Origin of the sequence: Micromonospora sp. BRA006-A, assembly GCF_033433935.1 — a bacterium.
Classification (GTDB): Bacteria; Actinomycetota; Actinomycetes; order Mycobacteriales; family Micromonosporaceae; genus Micromonospora; species Micromonospora aurantiaca.
The window spans coordinates 1,317,036-1,332,046 of record NZ_JANCLW010000001.1; the positions used below are offsets into that span (position 1 = coordinate 1,317,036).

General features: G+C 72.7%; 15 protein-coding genes, 1 tRNA gene and 1 pseudogene. 8 read left to right on the forward strand and 9 right to left on the reverse strand.

What is annotated here, in order from left to right:
- Positions 1 to 62 precede the first annotated feature (62 nt).
- Together rfbB and rfbD are read left to right on the forward strand one after the other, a co-directional pair.
- Positions 63 to 1,064 (forward strand): dTDP-glucose 4,6-dehydratase, encoded by a 1,002-nt coding sequence (rfbB, locus tag NMK34_RS06500; RefSeq protein WP_318332627.1) that lies wholly within the window; start codon positions 63 to 65, stop codon positions 1,062 to 1,064.
- A complete protein-coding gene (gene rfbD / locus NMK34_RS06505; RefSeq protein WP_318332628.1) occupies positions 1,061 to 1,939 on the forward strand; it encodes a dTDP-4-dehydrorhamnose reductase in 879 nt (292 codons plus the stop codon). The genes rfbB and rfbD overlap by 4 nt, the downstream gene beginning before the upstream one ends.
- Here rfbD and NMK34_RS06510 read toward each other — a convergent pair.
- Complete coding sequence (locus NMK34_RS06510) at positions 1,908 to 3,362, reverse strand: sugar transferase (protein ID WP_318332629.1); 1,455 nt, start codon at positions 3,360 to 3,362, stop codon at positions 1,908 to 1,910. The two genes, rfbD and NMK34_RS06510, sit on opposite strands and share 32 nt — an antisense overlap.
- A gap of 109 nt (positions 3,363 to 3,471) precedes the next feature.
- A complete protein-coding gene (locus tag NMK34_RS06515; protein WP_318332630.1) occupies positions 3,472 to 4,539 on the reverse strand; it encodes an LCP family protein in 1,068 nt (355 codons plus the stop codon).
- Between the two features lie 165 nt (positions 4,540 to 4,704).
- Here NMK34_RS06515 and NMK34_RS06520 point away from each other — a divergent pair, with 165 nt between their 5' ends.
- Positions 4,705 to 5,004 (forward strand): hypothetical protein, encoded by a 300-nt coding sequence (locus tag NMK34_RS06520; RefSeq protein ID WP_318332631.1) that lies wholly within the window; start codon positions 4,705 to 4,707, stop codon positions 5,002 to 5,004.
- Positions 5,005 to 5,058: 54 nt separating this feature from the next.
- Positions 5,059 to 6,108 carry an expansin EXLX1 family cellulose-binding protein gene (locus NMK34_RS06525; RefSeq protein WP_318332632.1) on the forward strand — a complete coding sequence of 350 codons (1,050 nt, stop codon included), beginning with the start codon at positions 5,059 to 5,061 and terminating at the stop codon, positions 6,106 to 6,108.
- Between the two features lie 170 nt (positions 6,109 to 6,278).
- Here NMK34_RS06525 and NMK34_RS06530 read toward each other — a convergent pair whose 3' ends face one another.
- The 3 genes from NMK34_RS06530 to bcp all read right to left on the reverse strand — a co-directional run bounded on the left by NMK34_RS06530 (position 6,279) and on the right by bcp (position 7,504).
- Positions 6,279 to 6,806 (reverse strand): GNAT family N-acetyltransferase, encoded by a 528-nt coding sequence (locus tag NMK34_RS06530; protein WP_318332633.1) that lies wholly within the window; start codon positions 6,804 to 6,806, stop codon positions 6,279 to 6,281.
- A 64-nt stretch (positions 6,807 to 6,870) separates the two neighbouring features.
- Positions 6,871 to 6,956: transfer RNA gene (locus NMK34_RS06535), tRNA-Leu, on the reverse strand.
- A gap of 77 nt (positions 6,957 to 7,033) precedes the next feature.
- A complete protein-coding gene (gene bcp, locus NMK34_RS06540; RefSeq protein ID WP_318332634.1) occupies positions 7,034 to 7,504 on the reverse strand; it encodes a thioredoxin-dependent thiol peroxidase in 471 nt (156 codons plus the stop codon).
- A 123-nt stretch (positions 7,505 to 7,627) separates the two neighbouring features.
- Between bcp and NMK34_RS06545 the strand changes: the two genes are divergently transcribed.
- Genes NMK34_RS06545 through NMK34_RS06560 form a run of 4 tightly spaced genes read left to right on the forward strand, consistent with a single transcriptional unit; the run spans position 7,628 to position 10,303 of the window.
- On the forward strand, positions 7,628 to 8,347 hold the full coding sequence (locus tag NMK34_RS06545) for an energy-coupling factor ABC transporter permease (RefSeq protein WP_318332635.1): 720 nt from the start codon (positions 7,628 to 7,630) through the stop codon (positions 8,345 to 8,347).
- The gene (locus NMK34_RS06550) at positions 8,344 to 8,772 is read left to right on the forward strand and encodes a PDGLE domain-containing protein (RefSeq protein ID WP_318332636.1); all 429 of its coding nucleotides are present in this window, start codon (positions 8,344 to 8,346) and stop codon (positions 8,770 to 8,772) included. The genes NMK34_RS06545 and NMK34_RS06550 overlap by 4 nt, the downstream gene beginning before the upstream one ends.
- Positions 8,773 to 8,774: 2 nt before the next feature.
- Positions 8,775 to 9,545, forward strand: a complete 771-nt coding sequence (gene cbiQ / locus NMK34_RS06555) for a cobalt ECF transporter T component CbiQ (RefSeq protein ID WP_318332637.1) — start codon at positions 8,775 to 8,777, stop codon at positions 9,543 to 9,545.
- Positions 9,542 to 10,303 carry an ABC transporter ATP-binding protein gene (locus NMK34_RS06560; protein ID WP_318332638.1) on the forward strand — a complete coding sequence of 254 codons (762 nt, stop codon included), beginning with the start codon at positions 9,542 to 9,544 and terminating at the stop codon, positions 10,301 to 10,303. The genes cbiQ and NMK34_RS06560 overlap by 4 nt, the downstream gene beginning before the upstream one ends.
- 597 nt (positions 10,304 to 10,900) lie before the next feature.
- Here NMK34_RS06560 and NMK34_RS06565 read toward each other — a convergent pair.
- The 4 genes and pseudogenes from NMK34_RS06565 to NMK34_RS06580 form a co-directional block, all read right to left on the reverse strand.
- Positions 10,901 to 11,623 (reverse strand): annotated as a pseudogene (locus NMK34_RS06565) (non-reducing end alpha-L-arabinofuranosidase family hydrolase); the annotation flags it as partial.
- Between the two features lie 256 nt (positions 11,624 to 11,879).
- Positions 11,880 to 12,944, reverse strand: coding sequence for an SRPBCC domain-containing protein (locus tag NMK34_RS06570; protein WP_318332639.1), 1,065 nt, complete (start codon positions 12,942 to 12,944; stop codon positions 11,880 to 11,882).
- 21 nt (positions 12,945 to 12,965) lie between these two features.
- Positions 12,966 to 14,297, reverse strand: a complete 1,332-nt coding sequence (locus NMK34_RS06575) for a low temperature requirement protein A (protein ID WP_318332640.1) — start codon at positions 14,295 to 14,297, stop codon at positions 12,966 to 12,968.
- A gap of 80 nt (positions 14,298 to 14,377) precedes the next feature.
- A complete protein-coding gene (locus tag NMK34_RS06580; RefSeq protein WP_013286162.1) occupies positions 14,378 to 14,968 on the reverse strand; it encodes a TetR/AcrR family transcriptional regulator in 591 nt (196 codons plus the stop codon).
- Positions 14,969 to 15,011 lie beyond the last annotated feature (43 nt).

Consider the following 15,011-nt stretch of genomic DNA (forward strand, 5'->3'; position numbering starts at 1 on the left):
CCGCCCCCGTGGCCCGTCGACGTCGCGCCGGGGCTGCCGCTACGGCGTAGACTCCACGACCCGTGAGGATCCTCGTCACCGGCGGCGCCGGCTTCATCGGGTCGGAGTACGTGCGGATGCTGCTGGGCGTGCCCGGCGGCGACGCGGCCGGGGTGCCGGTCGAGGGCCCGGCCGCGCTCACCGTGCTGGACAAGCTCACCTACTCCGGCAACCTGGCGAACCTGGCGCCGGTACGCGCCGATCCCCGGCTGCGCTTCGTCCGCGGCGACATCTGCGATCCGGCGCTCGCCGACGAGGTGGTGCCGGGCCACGACGTGATCGTCCACTTCGCCGCCGAGTCGCACGTGGACCGTTCGATCACCGGCGCGGCACCGTTCGTCACCACGAACGTGCTCGGCACCCAGACGATGCTGGACGCCGCACTGCGGCACGGCGTCCGCCGGTTCGTGCACGTCTCCACCGACGAGGTGTACGGCTCGATCGACTCCGGCTCGTGGACGGAGGACTGGCCGCTGTCGCCGAACTCGCCGTACTCGGCGTCCAAGGCCGGATCGGATCTGCTGGCGCTGTCCTACCACCGCACCCACGGCCTGGACGTCGTGGTGACCCGCTGCTCCAACAACTACGGGCCGTACCAGTTCCCGGAGAAGGTCGTCCCGCTGTTCGTGACCAACCTGCTCGACGGCGGCACCGTGCCGCTCTACGGCGACGGCGGAAACGTCCGGGACTGGCTGCACGTGCACGACCACTGCCGGGGCGTGGCGATGGTGCAGGAGAAGGGGCGGGCCGGCGAGGTCTACCACATCGGCGGCGGCACCGAGCTGACCAACCGGCAGCTCACCGAGCGGCTCCTGGCGGCGTGCGGGGCCGGCTGGGACCGGGTCGTGCCGGTCACCGACCGCAAGGGCCACGACCGCCGCTACTCGCTGGACATCGGCAAGATCAGCAGCGAGCTGGGGTACGCCCCGAGCATCGACCTCGACCGGGGCCTGGCCGAGACGATCAGCTGGTACCGGGACAACCGGGCCTGGTGGGAGCCGCTGAAGACGGCCGGCCCCGAATGACGCGGATCCTGGTCACCGGCGCGGGCGGGATGCTCGGGCGGGATCTGCTCGCCGTGCTGCGGACCCGGCCGGACCTGTCGTTCACCGCCGCCGGCCGCGCCGACCTCGACGTCACCGACACGCACGCGGTCCGGGACGCGGTGGGCGGCCACGACGTGGTGTTCAACGCCGCCGCGTGGACCGACGTGGACGGCGCCGAGAGCCGCGAGCGGGACGCCACCGCCGTCAACGGCGACGCGGTCGCCGCGCTGGCCGGCGCCTGTGCCGTGTCCGGCGCGCGCCTCGTGCACGTCTCCACCGACTACGTGTTCGCCGGGGACGCCACCGAGCCGTACCCGGAGGACGCCCCGACCGGCCCGGTGAACGCGTACGGGCGCAGCAAGCTCGCCGGGGAGCGGGCGGTGGCCCGGCTGCTGCCCGAGACCGGGTACGTGGTGCGCACCGCCTGGCTCTACGCAACCCACGGGCGCAACTTCGTCACCACCATGCTGCGGCTGGCAGCCGAACGCGACCGGCTCGACGTGGTGGACGACCAGCGCGGCCAGCCCACCTGGTCGTACCGGTTCGCGGAGCGTCTCGTGGCGCTCGCCGACGCGGCGCTCGCCGGCGACGCCGCGCCCGGGACGTACCACGGCACCGCCGCCGGTGAGACCACCTGGTACGGCCTGGCCCGCGCCGTCTTCGCCCTGCGTGGTCTCGACCCGGACCGGGTCCGGCCGACGACGAGCGACCGCTTCCCGCGCCCGGCGCCGCGCCCCCGCTACAGTGTGCTGGCACACGGCCGGTGGGCCGCCGCGAAGCTGCCGCCGCCGGGGGACTGGCACGCGGACCTGGCCGAGGCGCTCAGCGCCCTCCGCCCCGGAACACCTCGGTGACGGTACGCAGGACGATCTTGATGTCGAGCCAGAGCGACCAGTTCTCGACGTAGTAGTTGTCGAACCGCGCCCGGTCCGAGATCGGCGTGTCCCCGCGCAGGCCGCTGACCTGCGCGAGCCCGGTGAGTCCGACCGGTACGCGGTGCCGCATCGCGTACCTCGGGTACTCCATGGAGAACTTCTCCACGAAGTACGGCCGCTCCGGCCGGGGCCCCACCACGCTCATCTCGCCGCGCAGGATGTTCCACAGCTGCGGCAGCTCGTCCAGCGAGGTCCGCCGCATGAACCGCCCGATCGGGCCGACCCGCTCGTCGTGCGCGATCGACCAGGTGGTCTGCGACTCGTACTCGTCGGCCGGGCGCATCGACCGGAACTTGATCACGTGGAACGGCTTGCCGTACCGGCCGATGCGCTCCTGGCGGAAGAACACGCCCCGGCCGCCGTCGAGGAACGTGGCGGCGGCGCAGAGCAGCAGCAGCGGGCTCAGCACCAGCAGGGCGGTCACCGCGAATACCACGTCGGACGCGCGCTTGAGCCGCCACCGGGGTCCGGTGAGCGTGGTGTCGCCGATCTTGACGATCGGGATGGCGCCGATGTGGTCGGGGTAGCCGCCCTGCGACCGCGAGCCCCACAGGCGCGGCACCGCCCACAGGTCACAGCGGGAACTGGCCGGGCGCAGCAGCGACTCCATCAGGTCGGCCTCGGAGCAGTCCGGGTCCGCGATGACGAGGACCTCGCACTCCAGCATCTCGGCGAGCTTCTCCAGGTCGTCGATCGTGCCGATGAGCGGCAACGCGCCGATCCGCGGCCGCGACGGGGCGTCGACGGCGCCGACGAACCGCAGCCCGTACTGCGGGTAGCGCCGCAGCAGCCGGGCCAGCTCACCGCCGATCGGCCCGCCGCCGATGACTATGGCGTTGTGCTCCACCCACCGGCGCTTGCGGGCCAGCAGGATGAGCCGGCTGTTCAGCGCCCGCCCGACGATCACCAGGCCGGCGGAGAGCGCGACACCGCGCATGAACCCGCTGACGTACGGCACCGAGTCGTGCCGCAGCGCCGCGATGATCGCCCCCACCGCGCCGGAGGCCAGCAACCGGCCGCCGAGGCTCGGCAGTTCGTCCAGGATGCTGATGTGCCGGCGCGGCCGGTAGAGCCCGCCCGCGGCGAACAGGCCCACTGTGAGCGCGGCGTTGAACAACGTGCCACGCCAGTAGGTCTGGCTGAGCAGCAGCGGCGTGAGCAGCGCCGCGACGTCGATGGGCGCGGTCACCATCCAGGCCCGCAACCATCGGGTACGCGTCGACGCCCGCGACCCCGCGTACGGCAGCACCGTGGTCGTGTCCATGCCGCTGTCCATCGGCGGGTTCATGGCCACACCGGACGGCGGCGCAGACGGATGCTCGAACGCCGGCAGGCGTGGCATGGTCGATCCTCCCCCGTGACGCCACCGGCCCGGATACAGAGACCGACGGCGATCGCAGGATACGAGCGACCCCGCCCCGCCGCCAGCACCGGCATGGCAGATCGACGTCCTACTTTCCGCTGATGGCGAGGATCTCGGGGACCGAGTCGCGGCGCACCGCGTCGAACAGCGTCTTCGAGCGCGCCGGATCGGGGAACACGACGCTCTCGCTGCCGACCCGGCCGGTGCCCTTGACCGGGCAGGTGAAGAACGTCAGGTTGCCGCCGCGCAGGCCCCGCATCTCCATCGCGAGGTCCACCAGCGACAGTGACTTGTCGACAGCCACCGAGTCGGACGTGGCACGGACGAACGAGTTCAGCTTGGCCGGGCTGGTCATCACACCGCCCGAGGCGGCCTTGTCCAGGATCGCCTTGATCACCTGCTGCTGGTGCCGGATACGCGCAAAGTCGCCGTCCGGGAAGGCGTGCCGCTCCCGCGCGTAGTCCAGCGCGGCGGCGCCGTCCATCGTCTGCCGGCCCTTCTCGAAGGTCCGCGTGCCGATCAGCGAGTACTTCGTGGTGAAGCCCTTCTCCACGTCGATCTCGACACCGCCGAGCGCGTCGATGATCTCCTTGAAGCCGGCGAAGTCGACCATCGCCACGTTGTCCACCCGTACGCCGCTGAACTTCTCCACCGTCTGCACCATCAGCGGCACGCCGCCCCAGGCGTACGCGGCATTGATCTTCGCGTCGCGACCGCCGCGGCCCTCCTTCGACTTCGGGACGGCCGTCCAGGTGTCGCGGGGGATCGAGATGAGCTGGGCGCTCGACCGGTCCTTCGGCAGGTGGGCCAGGATGATCGTGTCGCTGCGTGAGCCGCCGGTGCTCTCCGGGTCGCGGGAGTCGCTGCCCAGGATCATGATGTTCATCGCACCCTTGGCCTCGACCTGCGGACGCGACTCCTCCGGTACGCCCTCGAAGGCGTCGACCCGCTCGATCGACTTGTCGACCGAGCGGTAGTAGAGGCCGCCGGCCACTGCCGTGCCGCCGCCCAGCAGCACCACCACGAGCAGCACGATCAGGGCGATCCGCCGGCCCCGTCGGCGCGGGGGCGCCTTCTCCTCCACCGGCCCGCCCGGCTCCACATCGGAGCCCTGCGCACGGCTGTCGGAATCGGTGAGCTGGTGGCGATCTGACATGCCGCGATGCTACTGAGTCACGTCGTACCGTGTGGACCCGCGCCCGGACGGTGACGCCCCGGCGGCGCGGGACCGCCGCGGTGAGGTGGCCGGGTCCGGGCCTTGCCGCCGGATGGCCGCCGGATCGATGATGGTGAGGAGTGCCACATCGACCGGGGAGTCGAGATGCAGGTTATCCACCAACCGCGGGTGGCGTGGGACGCCGCCCGGGTCATCGGCGGGGCGATCCACGACGAGCAGCTGTTCGGCTGGCTGCGCGGCGAACTCGGCGCCCTGATGGGCCCGGCGGCGGCGGTGGCCCTCGACGAGAGCCGGGACCGGGTCCGCTGGGCCGGCGACGCCCGGCTGCCGGTCGAGACCGGTGTGTGGCGCGTCCGCCTGGAGGACTCGCTGCGGCAGCGCCCCGAACTGGCCGGCGGGCTGGCCGGTGTCGTCTCCACCGCCCGTACGCTGCGCCCGGTTTAGCTTTCGCTTAGCTCGCTTGTCCCGCGGCACGCCGGTCCGGCAGCATCGACCGGCGTGACCGACGGCACCGCACCCCACCCGCCGACCACCGGCGCCGCGCCCGGACCCGCCATCCCGGACGGCCGGCGCCGCACCGCCTCCCGCCGTCGCCGCCTGGCCACCGCCGGGCTGGTCACCGTCGCCGCCGCGGTCGCGGTGACCCTCGCGGTACGCGGCGGTGCCGCCCCCGCCTGCGCGGCGCCGCCTCCGCGCGCTGCCGTGGCCGCTCTTCCGCCCGCCGTTCTGCCGCCCGGCGCTGCCCTGCCGGTGGCTGCCGCCCCGCCCGTCGGCGGGACGACGCACAGCGGCAAGGCCACCTTCTACGACTCCGAGGGCGCCGGCGGCAACTGCTCCCGGCCCGCCGCGCCCGCCGACCGGATGTACGTCGCGCTCGGCCCCAGCGACTACGCCTCCGGCGCCTCCTGCGGCGGCTTCCTCGACGTCACCGGCCCACGCGGCACCGTCCGGGTGCTCGTGATGGACCAGTGCCCGGAGTGCGCACCAGGTCACCTCGACCTGTCCGCCGAGGCGTTCGCCCGGATCGCCGACCCGGTGCAGGGGGTGGTGAAGGTCAGCTACCGCGCGGTGGTGAACCCGAGGCTGTCCGGCCCGCTCACCTTCCGGATGAAGGAGGGCTCGTCGCAGTGGTGGTTCGCCGTCCTGGTCGGTGACCACGGCAACCCGCTGCGCTCGGTCGAGGTACGGCAGAACGGTTCGTGGCGGGCGGCGCAGCGGCAGGACTACAACTACTGGCTGATCGCGTCCGGGGCCGGTCCCGGCCCGTACGAGATCCGGGTCACCGACGTGTACGGCCACCGCGCGACGGCCACCGGCATCCGGATGCTCCCCGGCCAGGTGCAGCGCGGCAAGACCCGCATGTACGGCGCCGATCCCGCCACCCCCAGACCCGCTCCGAAGAAGCCGACCCCCACACCCAGGACGCAGACCTCCAGTCCTCCGGCCTCTCTCACGCCGTCGTCCACCCCCGCCGCCCCCACCTCAGCCGCAACGGAACCCCTGGTGCAGGCAGCCGCCGCCCCTCCCACCCAGGCCCCCTGCTCCTGACCCAGCCCCTGCTCCTGCCCCCGCGCCCGCCCGCTCAGCTCGCCGATCTTGCCTTGCGGCCCTCGATCTGCCCGGGGATGCGGCTTTTGCGGGGGCGGAAAGTGCAAGATCGGCGAGCTGAGCGGGCAGGGCGGGGCAGGGCAGGGCGGGCGAGGACGGGACGGGGCAGGTCAGGGGGAGGTGGGGAGGTCCAGCCACATGAGGATCTCGTCGCGGGCGTCGGTGGGGGACAGGCGCAGCGCGGCGGGGAGGCGGCCGATCTCGCGGTAGCCGAGGCGCTTGTAGAAGCGGTCCAGGCCGAGCCCGTCGCGGACCGTCACGTGCAACGCCGCCAGGCCGAGCCCTCGGGCGATCCGCTCGGCCTCGCGCATCAGCGCCGCGCCGTGGCCGCGTCCCTGCGTGTCCGGGTGCACCATGACGCGCTTGAGCACCCGCCAGTGCGTCTTGAGGTGGAACAGGTTGTCGGCGATGACCAGGACGGCGACCAGGCGTTCGCCCTCGTAGCCGGCGAGCAGCCGGTCCGGCCCGTCCGCCACCTCGTCGAGCGTGGAGGTGGCGAGCGGGCGTACGTCGTCGGCCGTCACCGGGGCGACGAAGCCGACGGCGCCGCCGGCGTTCGTCACGTCCACCCAGAGCGCGATGATCTGCTCGCGCAGTTCGGAGGTCAGGTCGGGGTCGAGTACGAAGCGCAGGTCCACGACGCCATCCTGCGCGTGACGACGCAACCCGGACCCGCGTTCGTGATGCGGGCGACACAGTTGATGGTGCGGGAGGGGGGTTTCGAACCCCCACGTCCTCTCGGACACAGGCTCCTAAGGCCTGCGCGTCTGCCGTTCCGCCACTCCCGCCGACCCGCTGAGTTTAGAGTGTCGCGCCGCAGCCGTGTGTACTCCGGGCCGCGACCGGGGTGCGCCGCTCGGTGACCTCAGTCGAGGCCGAGGTCCCGGCGCAGCTTGGCGACGTGGCCGGTGGCCCGCACGTTGTAGAACGCCTGCTCGATCCTGCCGTCCTCGTCCACCACGAACGTCGAGCGGATGACCCCGGTGACGGTGCGGCCGTACATCTGCTTCTCGCCGAACGCGCCGTACGCGGTCAGCACCGCCTTGTCCTCGTCGGAGACCAGCGGGAACGTGATGGCGTCCCGGTCGCGGAACTTGGCGAGCTTGGCCGGCTTGTCCGGTGAGATGCCCACCACCTCGTAGCCGGCGGCCTGGAGGGAGGCGAGCGAGTCCCGGAAGTCACATGCCTGCTTCGTGCAGCCGGGCGTCATGGCGGCCGGGTACGCGTACAGGATGACCTTGCGGCCGCGCAGGCCGGACAGGGACAGCGTGCCGCCGTCGTCGGTGGGGAGGGTGAAGTCGGGGGCGGGGTCGCCGGGCTTGAGGCGGTCGGTCATGGCGGTGACGATACCGCCGGGCCGGTGCGGTGGGCGGGTGGCGACGCGCGGGCGCGGTGACGGCCATCATGAGGTTGTTGCCAGATATTGGCAACAGTGCCTTCCTGGAAATACGCTGAGCGCGTGGACACCCTGGCGATGCACATCTCCAACGGGATCATCAACGGTCCGGTCGCCGCGATCTTCGCGGCTCTCGCCCTCGCCGCGCTCGCGTTCTGCGTGCTGCGGGGCCGAGCCGACCTCGACGACCGGCTGGCCCCGATGGCCGGGCTGGTGGCGGCGTTCATCTTCGCCGTGCAGATGCTCAACTTCCCGATCTTCACCGCCGGGGTCAGCGGTCACCTGCTCGGCGGCGCGCTGGCCGCGCTGCTCGTCGGCCCGTGGGTCGGCGCGCTCTGCGTCGCCGTGGTGCTCATCGTGCAGGCGCTGGTCTTCGGTGACGGCGGGGTGGCGATGCTCGGCCTCAACATCACCAACATGGCGCTGCTCGGCACCGCCGCCGCGTACCTGCTGATCGCGCTCCTGCTGCGAGTGCTGCCGCGTACCCCGGCCGGGCTGGCGGTCGCCGCGTTCGTGTCCGCGCTGGTCAGCGTGGTGGTCGCGTCCCAGGGCTTCGTCCTGCAGTACTGGCTGGGCGGCACCACCGACCTCGGCGGCAACCTCACCGGCCTGGCCGGCACCATGGCCTTCGCCCACCTGCTCATCGGCATCGGCGAGGGCCTGATCACCGCGACCACTGTGGTCACCGTCGCCAAGGTCCGGCCCGACCTGGTGTACGCGCTGCGCGCCCTCAAGCCGGCCATGCCGGCTCCCGCCGTCCCGGTCGCCGGAGGTGCCCGATGAGCAAGCGTCACTGGCCGTTCCTGCTCGGCGGCCTGCTGGTGGCCCTGCTGCTGGCCGGCGTGGTCAGCAACTACGCCTCCTCGCACCCGGACGGGCTCGACTCGTCGCTGCTCAAGGGCTGCACCGTCAACGCCGACGACGAGATCACCGGCGGCAGCTGCCCGGCCCAGCAGGCCAAGGACCACGAGCTGGCGGACAGCCCGCTGGCCGACTACGGCGTCCGCGGCATCGGCAACGACTTCCTCTCCACCGGCCTGTCCGGCGTGCTCGGTGTGCTGCTCACCTTCGCGCTCGGCGGCGGCCTGTTCTGGCTGGCCCGCCGCCGGGGCCCCGTCACGCCCGTCACGTCCGCCACACCTGACACGACCACCGCGAGCGCCGACCCCTCGGACGACGCCGCGACCCCGTCCACCGGCACCCGCTGACCATGGGCGCCGGGCACGCGCACGTCCTCTACCGCGAGTCCGGCTCGCCGGTGCACCGCCTCCCGCCCGAGGTGAAGATCACCGCGATGGTGCTGTTCACCATCGCGGTGGTGGCGACGCCCCGGGAGGCGTACTGGGCCTTCGGCGGCTACGCGCTCCTGGTCGCCGTGGTGGCCGCGCTGGCCCGGGTCGGCCCGCGCTGGCTGCTCAGCCGGGCGCTGATCGAGCTGCCGTTCGTGCTGTTCGCGTTCGCGCTGCCGTTCCTCGGGGCGGGGGAGCGGGTCGAGGTGGCAGGGCTCGCGCTGTCCGTCGACGGGCTGCACGGCGCGTTCAACATCCTCGCCAAGGGCACGCTCGGCGTACTCGCGTCGCTTCTGCTGGCGGCGACCACGACGACGCGTGACCTGCTGCTCGGCCTGGACCGGCTGCGGTGCCCGCAGATCCTCACCCAGATCGCCACGTTCATGCTGCGCTACCTGGAGGTGCTCGTCGGCGAGGCCCGCCGGATGCGCGTGGCGCGGGTGTCGCGCGGCGACGACCCGCGGTTCCTGTGGCAGTTGCGCGGCTTCGCGGCCGGCGTCGGTGCGCTGTTCCTGCGCGCGTTCGAGCGCGGCGAGCGGGTCTATCTGGCGATGCTCTCGCGCGGCTACAGCGGCCGGATGCCGGCGGTGTGGCAGGGGGCAGGCGCGGCCACCGCCGGCCAGTGGGCGGCCGCCGCGACCGTGCCGGCGATCGCGGCCACCATCGCCGCCGTCGCGCTCGTCCTGCAATGATCGGGTACGTGCAGCAGGCGCCCTCCCTCGACGTCAACGGCGTCCGGTACGCGTACCCGGACGGTCACGTCGCCCTGCACGGGGTGGACCTGACCGTGCCGCGCGGTGAGCGGGTGGCGCTGCTCGGACCCAACGGCGCCGGCAAGACCACGCTCGTGCTGCACCTCAACGGCATCCTCACCCCGACCGAGGGCACGGTGAGCGTCGGCGGCCTGGCGGTCAGCCGGGACCGGGACACGCTGGCCGAGGTACGCCGCCGCGTCGGCATCGTCTTCCAGGATCCGGACGACCAGCTGTTCCTGCCCACAGTCGCCGAGGACGTGGCGTTCGGCCCGGCCAACCTGGGTCTGCGCGGCGCCGAGCTGGCCGCCCGGGTTGACGAGGCGCTCGCGGCGGTCGGGATGAGCGAGCACCGGGACCGCGCGCCGCACCATCTGTCGTTCGGGCAGCGGCGCCGGGTGGCGGTGGCGACGGTGCTGGCGATGCGCCCGGAGATCCTGGTGCTGGACGAGCCGTCGTCGAACCTCGACCCGGCCGCCCGCCGGGAGCTGGCGGAGATCCTGCGCGGCCTGCCGGTGACGCTGCTGATGGTCACGCACGACCTGCCGTACGCGGCCGAGCTGTGCCCCCGCTCGGTCATCCTGGACGGCGGCCGCATCGTCGCCGACGCCCTCACCGCCGACCTCCTGTCCGACGAGGCACTGCTGACCGCCCACCGCCTGGAGCTCCCCTACGGCTTCGCCCCCCGCCCCACCTGACCCGGCCCTCCCGCCCTCCTCCGCCGCGATCTTGCACTTTCCGTCCGCGCATTCCGGGGCAAAAGCCGCACGCGCGGGGCGGCAACTGCAAGATCACGCCGCCCAGGGGTGAGTGCAGTGGGAGTGGAACGTGATGGGTGTGCCGGGGGCGTTTTGACACCCGTGGTGTTCCACCCGGGCGTGCCAGGCGCTCGCAGCGCTCGGTGATCTTGCCGGAGCGGGCCCGGAGATGTCGTGAACGCCGTGGATGCCGGGGTGGAAGGTGCGAGATCGCGGTGTCTGGGGTGGGGTGGGCGGAAGTTCCTCGTTCGGCTGCTGTGGCGAGCGCCTCCCGTTACGCGAGATTGGCGTTCCGCGTGGTGGGAGCGGTGGAGATCTTGGTAGGAAAGGGCCCTTACGGGGGCTGTCATGTCCCGGTAGGTGTGTCAAGGGTGTGTCCCGGGACGTGTGTCAGTGGTGGGTGTGAGGCGCGTGTAGGTGCTGTTGGTGATGGTGGCGTGGCCGATGGGGTGGCCTTCGGTGGTGTAGACGGTGATGTGTTGGTGGTCGCGGATGGCGGTGAGGGTGTGTCCGCGCCAGGTGCAGCCGACACCGATGCGACGCGGAGGCCATCTGCGACCAGTTCGAGAACAACCCGAAGTTCATCGACCCCCACCTCGTGCCGGTGTCGTGGGTGGTGGCGTAGACCAGGTGCTGCCCGTTGTACGGCACCACAGTGAAGTCCTTCAGCGACACCCAGCCCGAGCGCGGCTGCGCCAACGCACCGGTCGACGACCACCGGTACGACGACGGCAGGTTGCACGTGTTGCCCGGCGGCGGCGTCGTGGGCGGCGCGGTGGTGGGCGGCGCCGTGGTGGGCGGCGTGGTGGTCGGTGTGCCGGTCGGTCCGCCGGTCGGCGTGGTGCCGCCGGTGCAGGTCACGCCGTTGAGCGCGAAGCTCGTCGGTGCGGGGTTGCTGCCGGTCCAGGAGCCGTTGAAGCCGAACGACGTGTTGCCGTTCGTCGGGATCGACCCGTTGTAGTCGACGTTGCGCGCGGTGACAGCGGACCCGCTCTGGGTCAGGCTCGTGTTCCACGACTGGGTCACCGTCTGCCCGGCGCCGAACGACCACGTCAGCGTCCAGCTCGACACCGGGTCGCCGAGGTTCGTGATGGTGACGTTGGCGCCGAAGCCACCCTGCCACTGGGACGAGATCGCGTAGTTGACCGAGCAGCCGGCGGCTGCCGCACCGGCGGGCAGCGCCACGGCGACCGACGCCGACGCCAGCAGCGCGACGCCGGCCGATGCCCATATGGCATTGACTGACCTGGATCTAGACATGAATTGACCTCCTGCGGGGGCGGCGGCTCGGGCATTGGCGGTGGCGATTGTGTTGTGAGCGTTAACAGCCGCGTCAGGAATGTTACGGGAGCGCTCCCATGCACTCAACAACTCATTTCCGCACCCACCGAACAGCGCCCACTCGCCCCAGGCTGGGTCGATCATGAAGTTGACCGGGTTCAATGCGGACAAATCCGCGGTCTAACCTCATGATCGACGCGCTTCAAGGGCGCGGGCGGGAGGGGGAGAGGGAGGGTCAGACGGGGGTGCAGGGGGTGTTGTCGGCGGTGCAGGCGGCGGGGGAGTCGTGCTGGGGGTCCGGGTCACGGACGTCGAAGCGGATGGTGGCGGACTCGCCGCCCGGCAGCGCCCCACCGGTGAACGTGACCACGGTGCCGTCCTGGGTGGCCTCGGCGCCGCTCACACTGCCCACTGTGGCGCCGTCGTGCAGTGTCACGGTGACCGTCCAGCCCGGACGCGGGGACGGGCCGGGATTGCGCAGCACCACCTGGCCCCGGTAGCCGAAGACCCGATCGGTGACCGTCTCGTAGGTGGCGCTCAGCGGCGCCGCGGCCACCGTCGAGGGCGTCGCGCTCGGCGTACGGCTGGGGGTGGGCGACGGTGTCGGCGAGGGCGACGCGCTGCGGCGGCTGGCGCTGGGAGTGGGCCGCGCGGTAGTGGGCCGGGCCGAGGGCGTGGCGCTGGACGGCATGACCAGCGACCCCGTCGGGGCCGGCGCGGCCGGTGCGGGCGGCTCGCCGGCGGTGGCCCACACGGTTGCCCCGGCCGCGGCGGCGATCAGCGTCACCGCGCCGACCGCCAGGAGCACCCGGCGCCGCCCGGACCGGCGCTGGTCGTCGCCGAGCAGCCGGACCACAGGCAGTTCGGCGGTCAGGCCGCCCTCGGCGCGGCGCAGGTCGACGTTCTGGAACGCGAGCCAGTCGAGGATCGCGGGCAGCCGTCCGGTGACCGCCTGCTCGTGCTGCTCGGCGCGGGCGTCGGCGTCCCAGTCGCCCTCCTCGAGCACCTCGCGGACCGACAGCCGGGTGCCGTGCGCGGTGGGGGTGAGGTCGCAGGCGAGCCGGGTGGCCCGGCCGGCCTCCCGGCAGCGGACCACCAGCCGGTGCGGGGCGCGCAACTCGACGGTCTCCACCTCGGTGTCGCCGTCGTAGCCGGGCAGCGCGGCGGTGGCGAGGATCCACCTGTCGGACCCGGGCGCGCTGTTGGCGAACCACTTGGCCAGCAGCGCGCGTTCCGTGAGCGCCCGCCAGGTCCGGGCGGGCGGGTGGAACAGGTCGACCTCGGTGACGATCTCGATCACGCGGAGACTCTAGGGCCTGTGTCAAGGTCGGTGCGGGGCACTGTCGCCGTCGTCGCGCCAGCGAGCCCGCCAGGCGGCCTCGCTCTCCTCGGCGCTGGCCTTCTCCTCGTGTATCAGCCGGCGCAACGCGACCCGGGAATCGGCGAAGATCACCAGCTCGACCGCCACCAGTGCCACGCAGATGGCGGTGAGCAGACCCAGCGCCCCGAGCGCCGGCAGGTGCCCGCCGACCGGCAGCGCCACGGCGAGCAGCACCACGGTGCCGACCCGGGACCAGGACAGCGTCCGCAGCACGCGCCACTGGAACGCCATGTTGGCGGCGAGGTAGAGGAGCACGCCACCGAAGAGCAGCGGCACGGCCGGCCCGTGGCCGCGCTCCGTCGGGCCGCCCGCCGGGTTGGTGACGATGCGGACCAGTTCCTCGGCGCCGATCGCGAACAGGATCACCCCGGCGATCATGGGCAGGTAGAGATAGGCGTACGCGTCGCGGGCCAGCGCCACCCGCGCGGGGCCGTGGGCGGCGTGCAGCGCGATCCGGGCGGCCGGGCCGATCATGTCGAAGTGCGCCCACCAGAGCGCCGCGGTGAACAGGATGCCGGAGATCGCCGCCGGGATCGCCGGCCAGGTCACGGGCTGGCCGAGCAGGTTGCCGCCGACGCCGACCGAGATGACCGACTCGCCGAGCGCGATGATCAGGATGAGGTCGTACCGCTCGGTCCAGTGCTCGGCCGAGGTGATCTTCCAGCCGTCGGTGCCGGCCAGCAGGCCACTGCTGTACTGGATGGCCACCACCGCGATCCACAGCCCGTCGCGCAGCCACGGGCCGACCTCCGGGGACACACGCGGCGGCAGCAGCGCCGCCACCAGCAGCAGGCCGGCCGAGATCACCGCCTCCGGCAGGAACAGCCGCAGCTTGCGCCGGGCCGGCGGGTCGTCGCGCGTGGCGTACCAGTACAGGGCGGTGTGCACGAACCGGATCACCACGTAGCTGATCGTGACCAGGATCGGGCCGGCGCTGCCCTTGTCCAGGTCGCCGAAGGTCTGCGGCAGCGCGAGCGCGAACGTGAACAGCGCGATCATGCCGACCACCATGAGGATCGGCACGAAGCCCTCGCCGAGGCGCAGCCGGGCGGCGACCGCGCTGTGCACCACCCAGCACCACCAGAGCACGGCGAGCACCAGCAGCGCGTGCAGCAGTTGCTGCGGGGTCACGTTCGCGGCGGTGGCGCGCGTGATGATGAAGAAGGACACCACGAAGACGAGGTCGAAGAAGATCTCGAACCGGTCGACCCGGGTGGCGGGCGCGACGCCGGTCGCGGGCCCGAGCCCTTTGCGCCACCGGTCGCCACCCACCGGGCGAGTGTGTCAGCCCAGGTCAGGCCGGGTGCCGCTTTCGCCGGCCATTCCACCGGTCCGACGGGCAAGCCGCGCGCTCAGCCCGCCGCCGGGGCGGCCAGGGCGAGCACGTCGCGCAGCACGTCGCGCAACGACCGCCCCGGGTGCTCCAGCCACTCGTGGGCGGCGATCCGCAGGGACGCGAGGAACGTCGCGGCGACGATCCGGGCCCGCAACGCCGCGTCCGGTCCGGTCAGCCGGCGGGCCAGCTCCGCGGCCATCTCCCGCTCCAGGGCCGCGTACGCGCCGACCTGGTGGGCGGCCAGGCTCGGGTGGCCGTGCAGCCGGCGACGCCGGTTGAGCCACGGCTCGGCCGGGTCGTCGTAGCCGTCCTCGGCCTGGACCAGGGCCGCCCGGGTCAGCGCGGCCCACGGCGACAGCTCCGCCGGTTGGTCCGCGACGAGCCTGAGGAGCCGTCGCAACCGCAGCGTGTCGCCGTGGAAGAGGGCCTCCTCCTTGCCGCCGAAGTAGTTGGAGAATGTCCGCCGGGAGACGTTCGCGGCGTCGGCGATCGCCTCGACGGTGATCCGGTCGGGGCCGTGCTCGACGGCGAGGGACAGCGCCGCCTCGTGCAGCGCCAGGCGGGTGGCCGCCTTCTTCCGCTCCCGCAGCCCGGTGCACTCCTCCATCGGCCAAGCGTAGGTGACCCATTTCTCAATGGGCAAACTTGCC

Coding starts and splice junctions, on each gene's coding strand:
- rfbD (WP_318332628.1), top strand. CDS start 1,061: ATGACGCGGATCCTGGTCACCGGCGCGGGCGGGATGCTCGGGCGGGAT.
- NMK34_RS06510 (WP_318332629.1), bottom strand. CDS start 3,362: ATGCCACGCCTGCCGGCGTTCGAGCATCCGTCTGCGCCGCCGTCCGGT.
- NMK34_RS06515 (WP_318332630.1), bottom strand. CDS start 4,539: ATGTCAGATCGCCACCAGCTCACCGATTCCGACAGCCGTGCGCAGGGC.
- NMK34_RS06520 (WP_318332631.1), top strand. CDS start 4,705: ATGCAGGTTATCCACCAACCGCGGGTGGCGTGGGACGCCGCCCGGGTC.
- bcp (WP_318332634.1), bottom strand. CDS start 7,504: ATGACCGACCGCCTCAAGCCCGGCGACCCCGCCCCCGACTTCACCCTC.
- NMK34_RS06550 (WP_318332636.1), top strand. CDS start 8,344: ATGAGCAAGCGTCACTGGCCGTTCCTGCTCGGCGGCCTGCTGGTGGCC.
- cbiQ (WP_318332637.1), top strand. CDS start 8,775: ATGGGCGCCGGGCACGCGCACGTCCTCTACCGCGAGTCCGGCTCGCCG.
- NMK34_RS06560 (WP_318332638.1), top strand. CDS start 9,542: ATGATCGGGTACGTGCAGCAGGCGCCCTCCCTCGACGTCAACGGCGTC.
- NMK34_RS06580 (WP_013286162.1), bottom strand. CDS start 14,968: ATGGAGGAGTGCACCGGGCTGCGGGAGCGGAAGAAGGCGGCCACCCGC.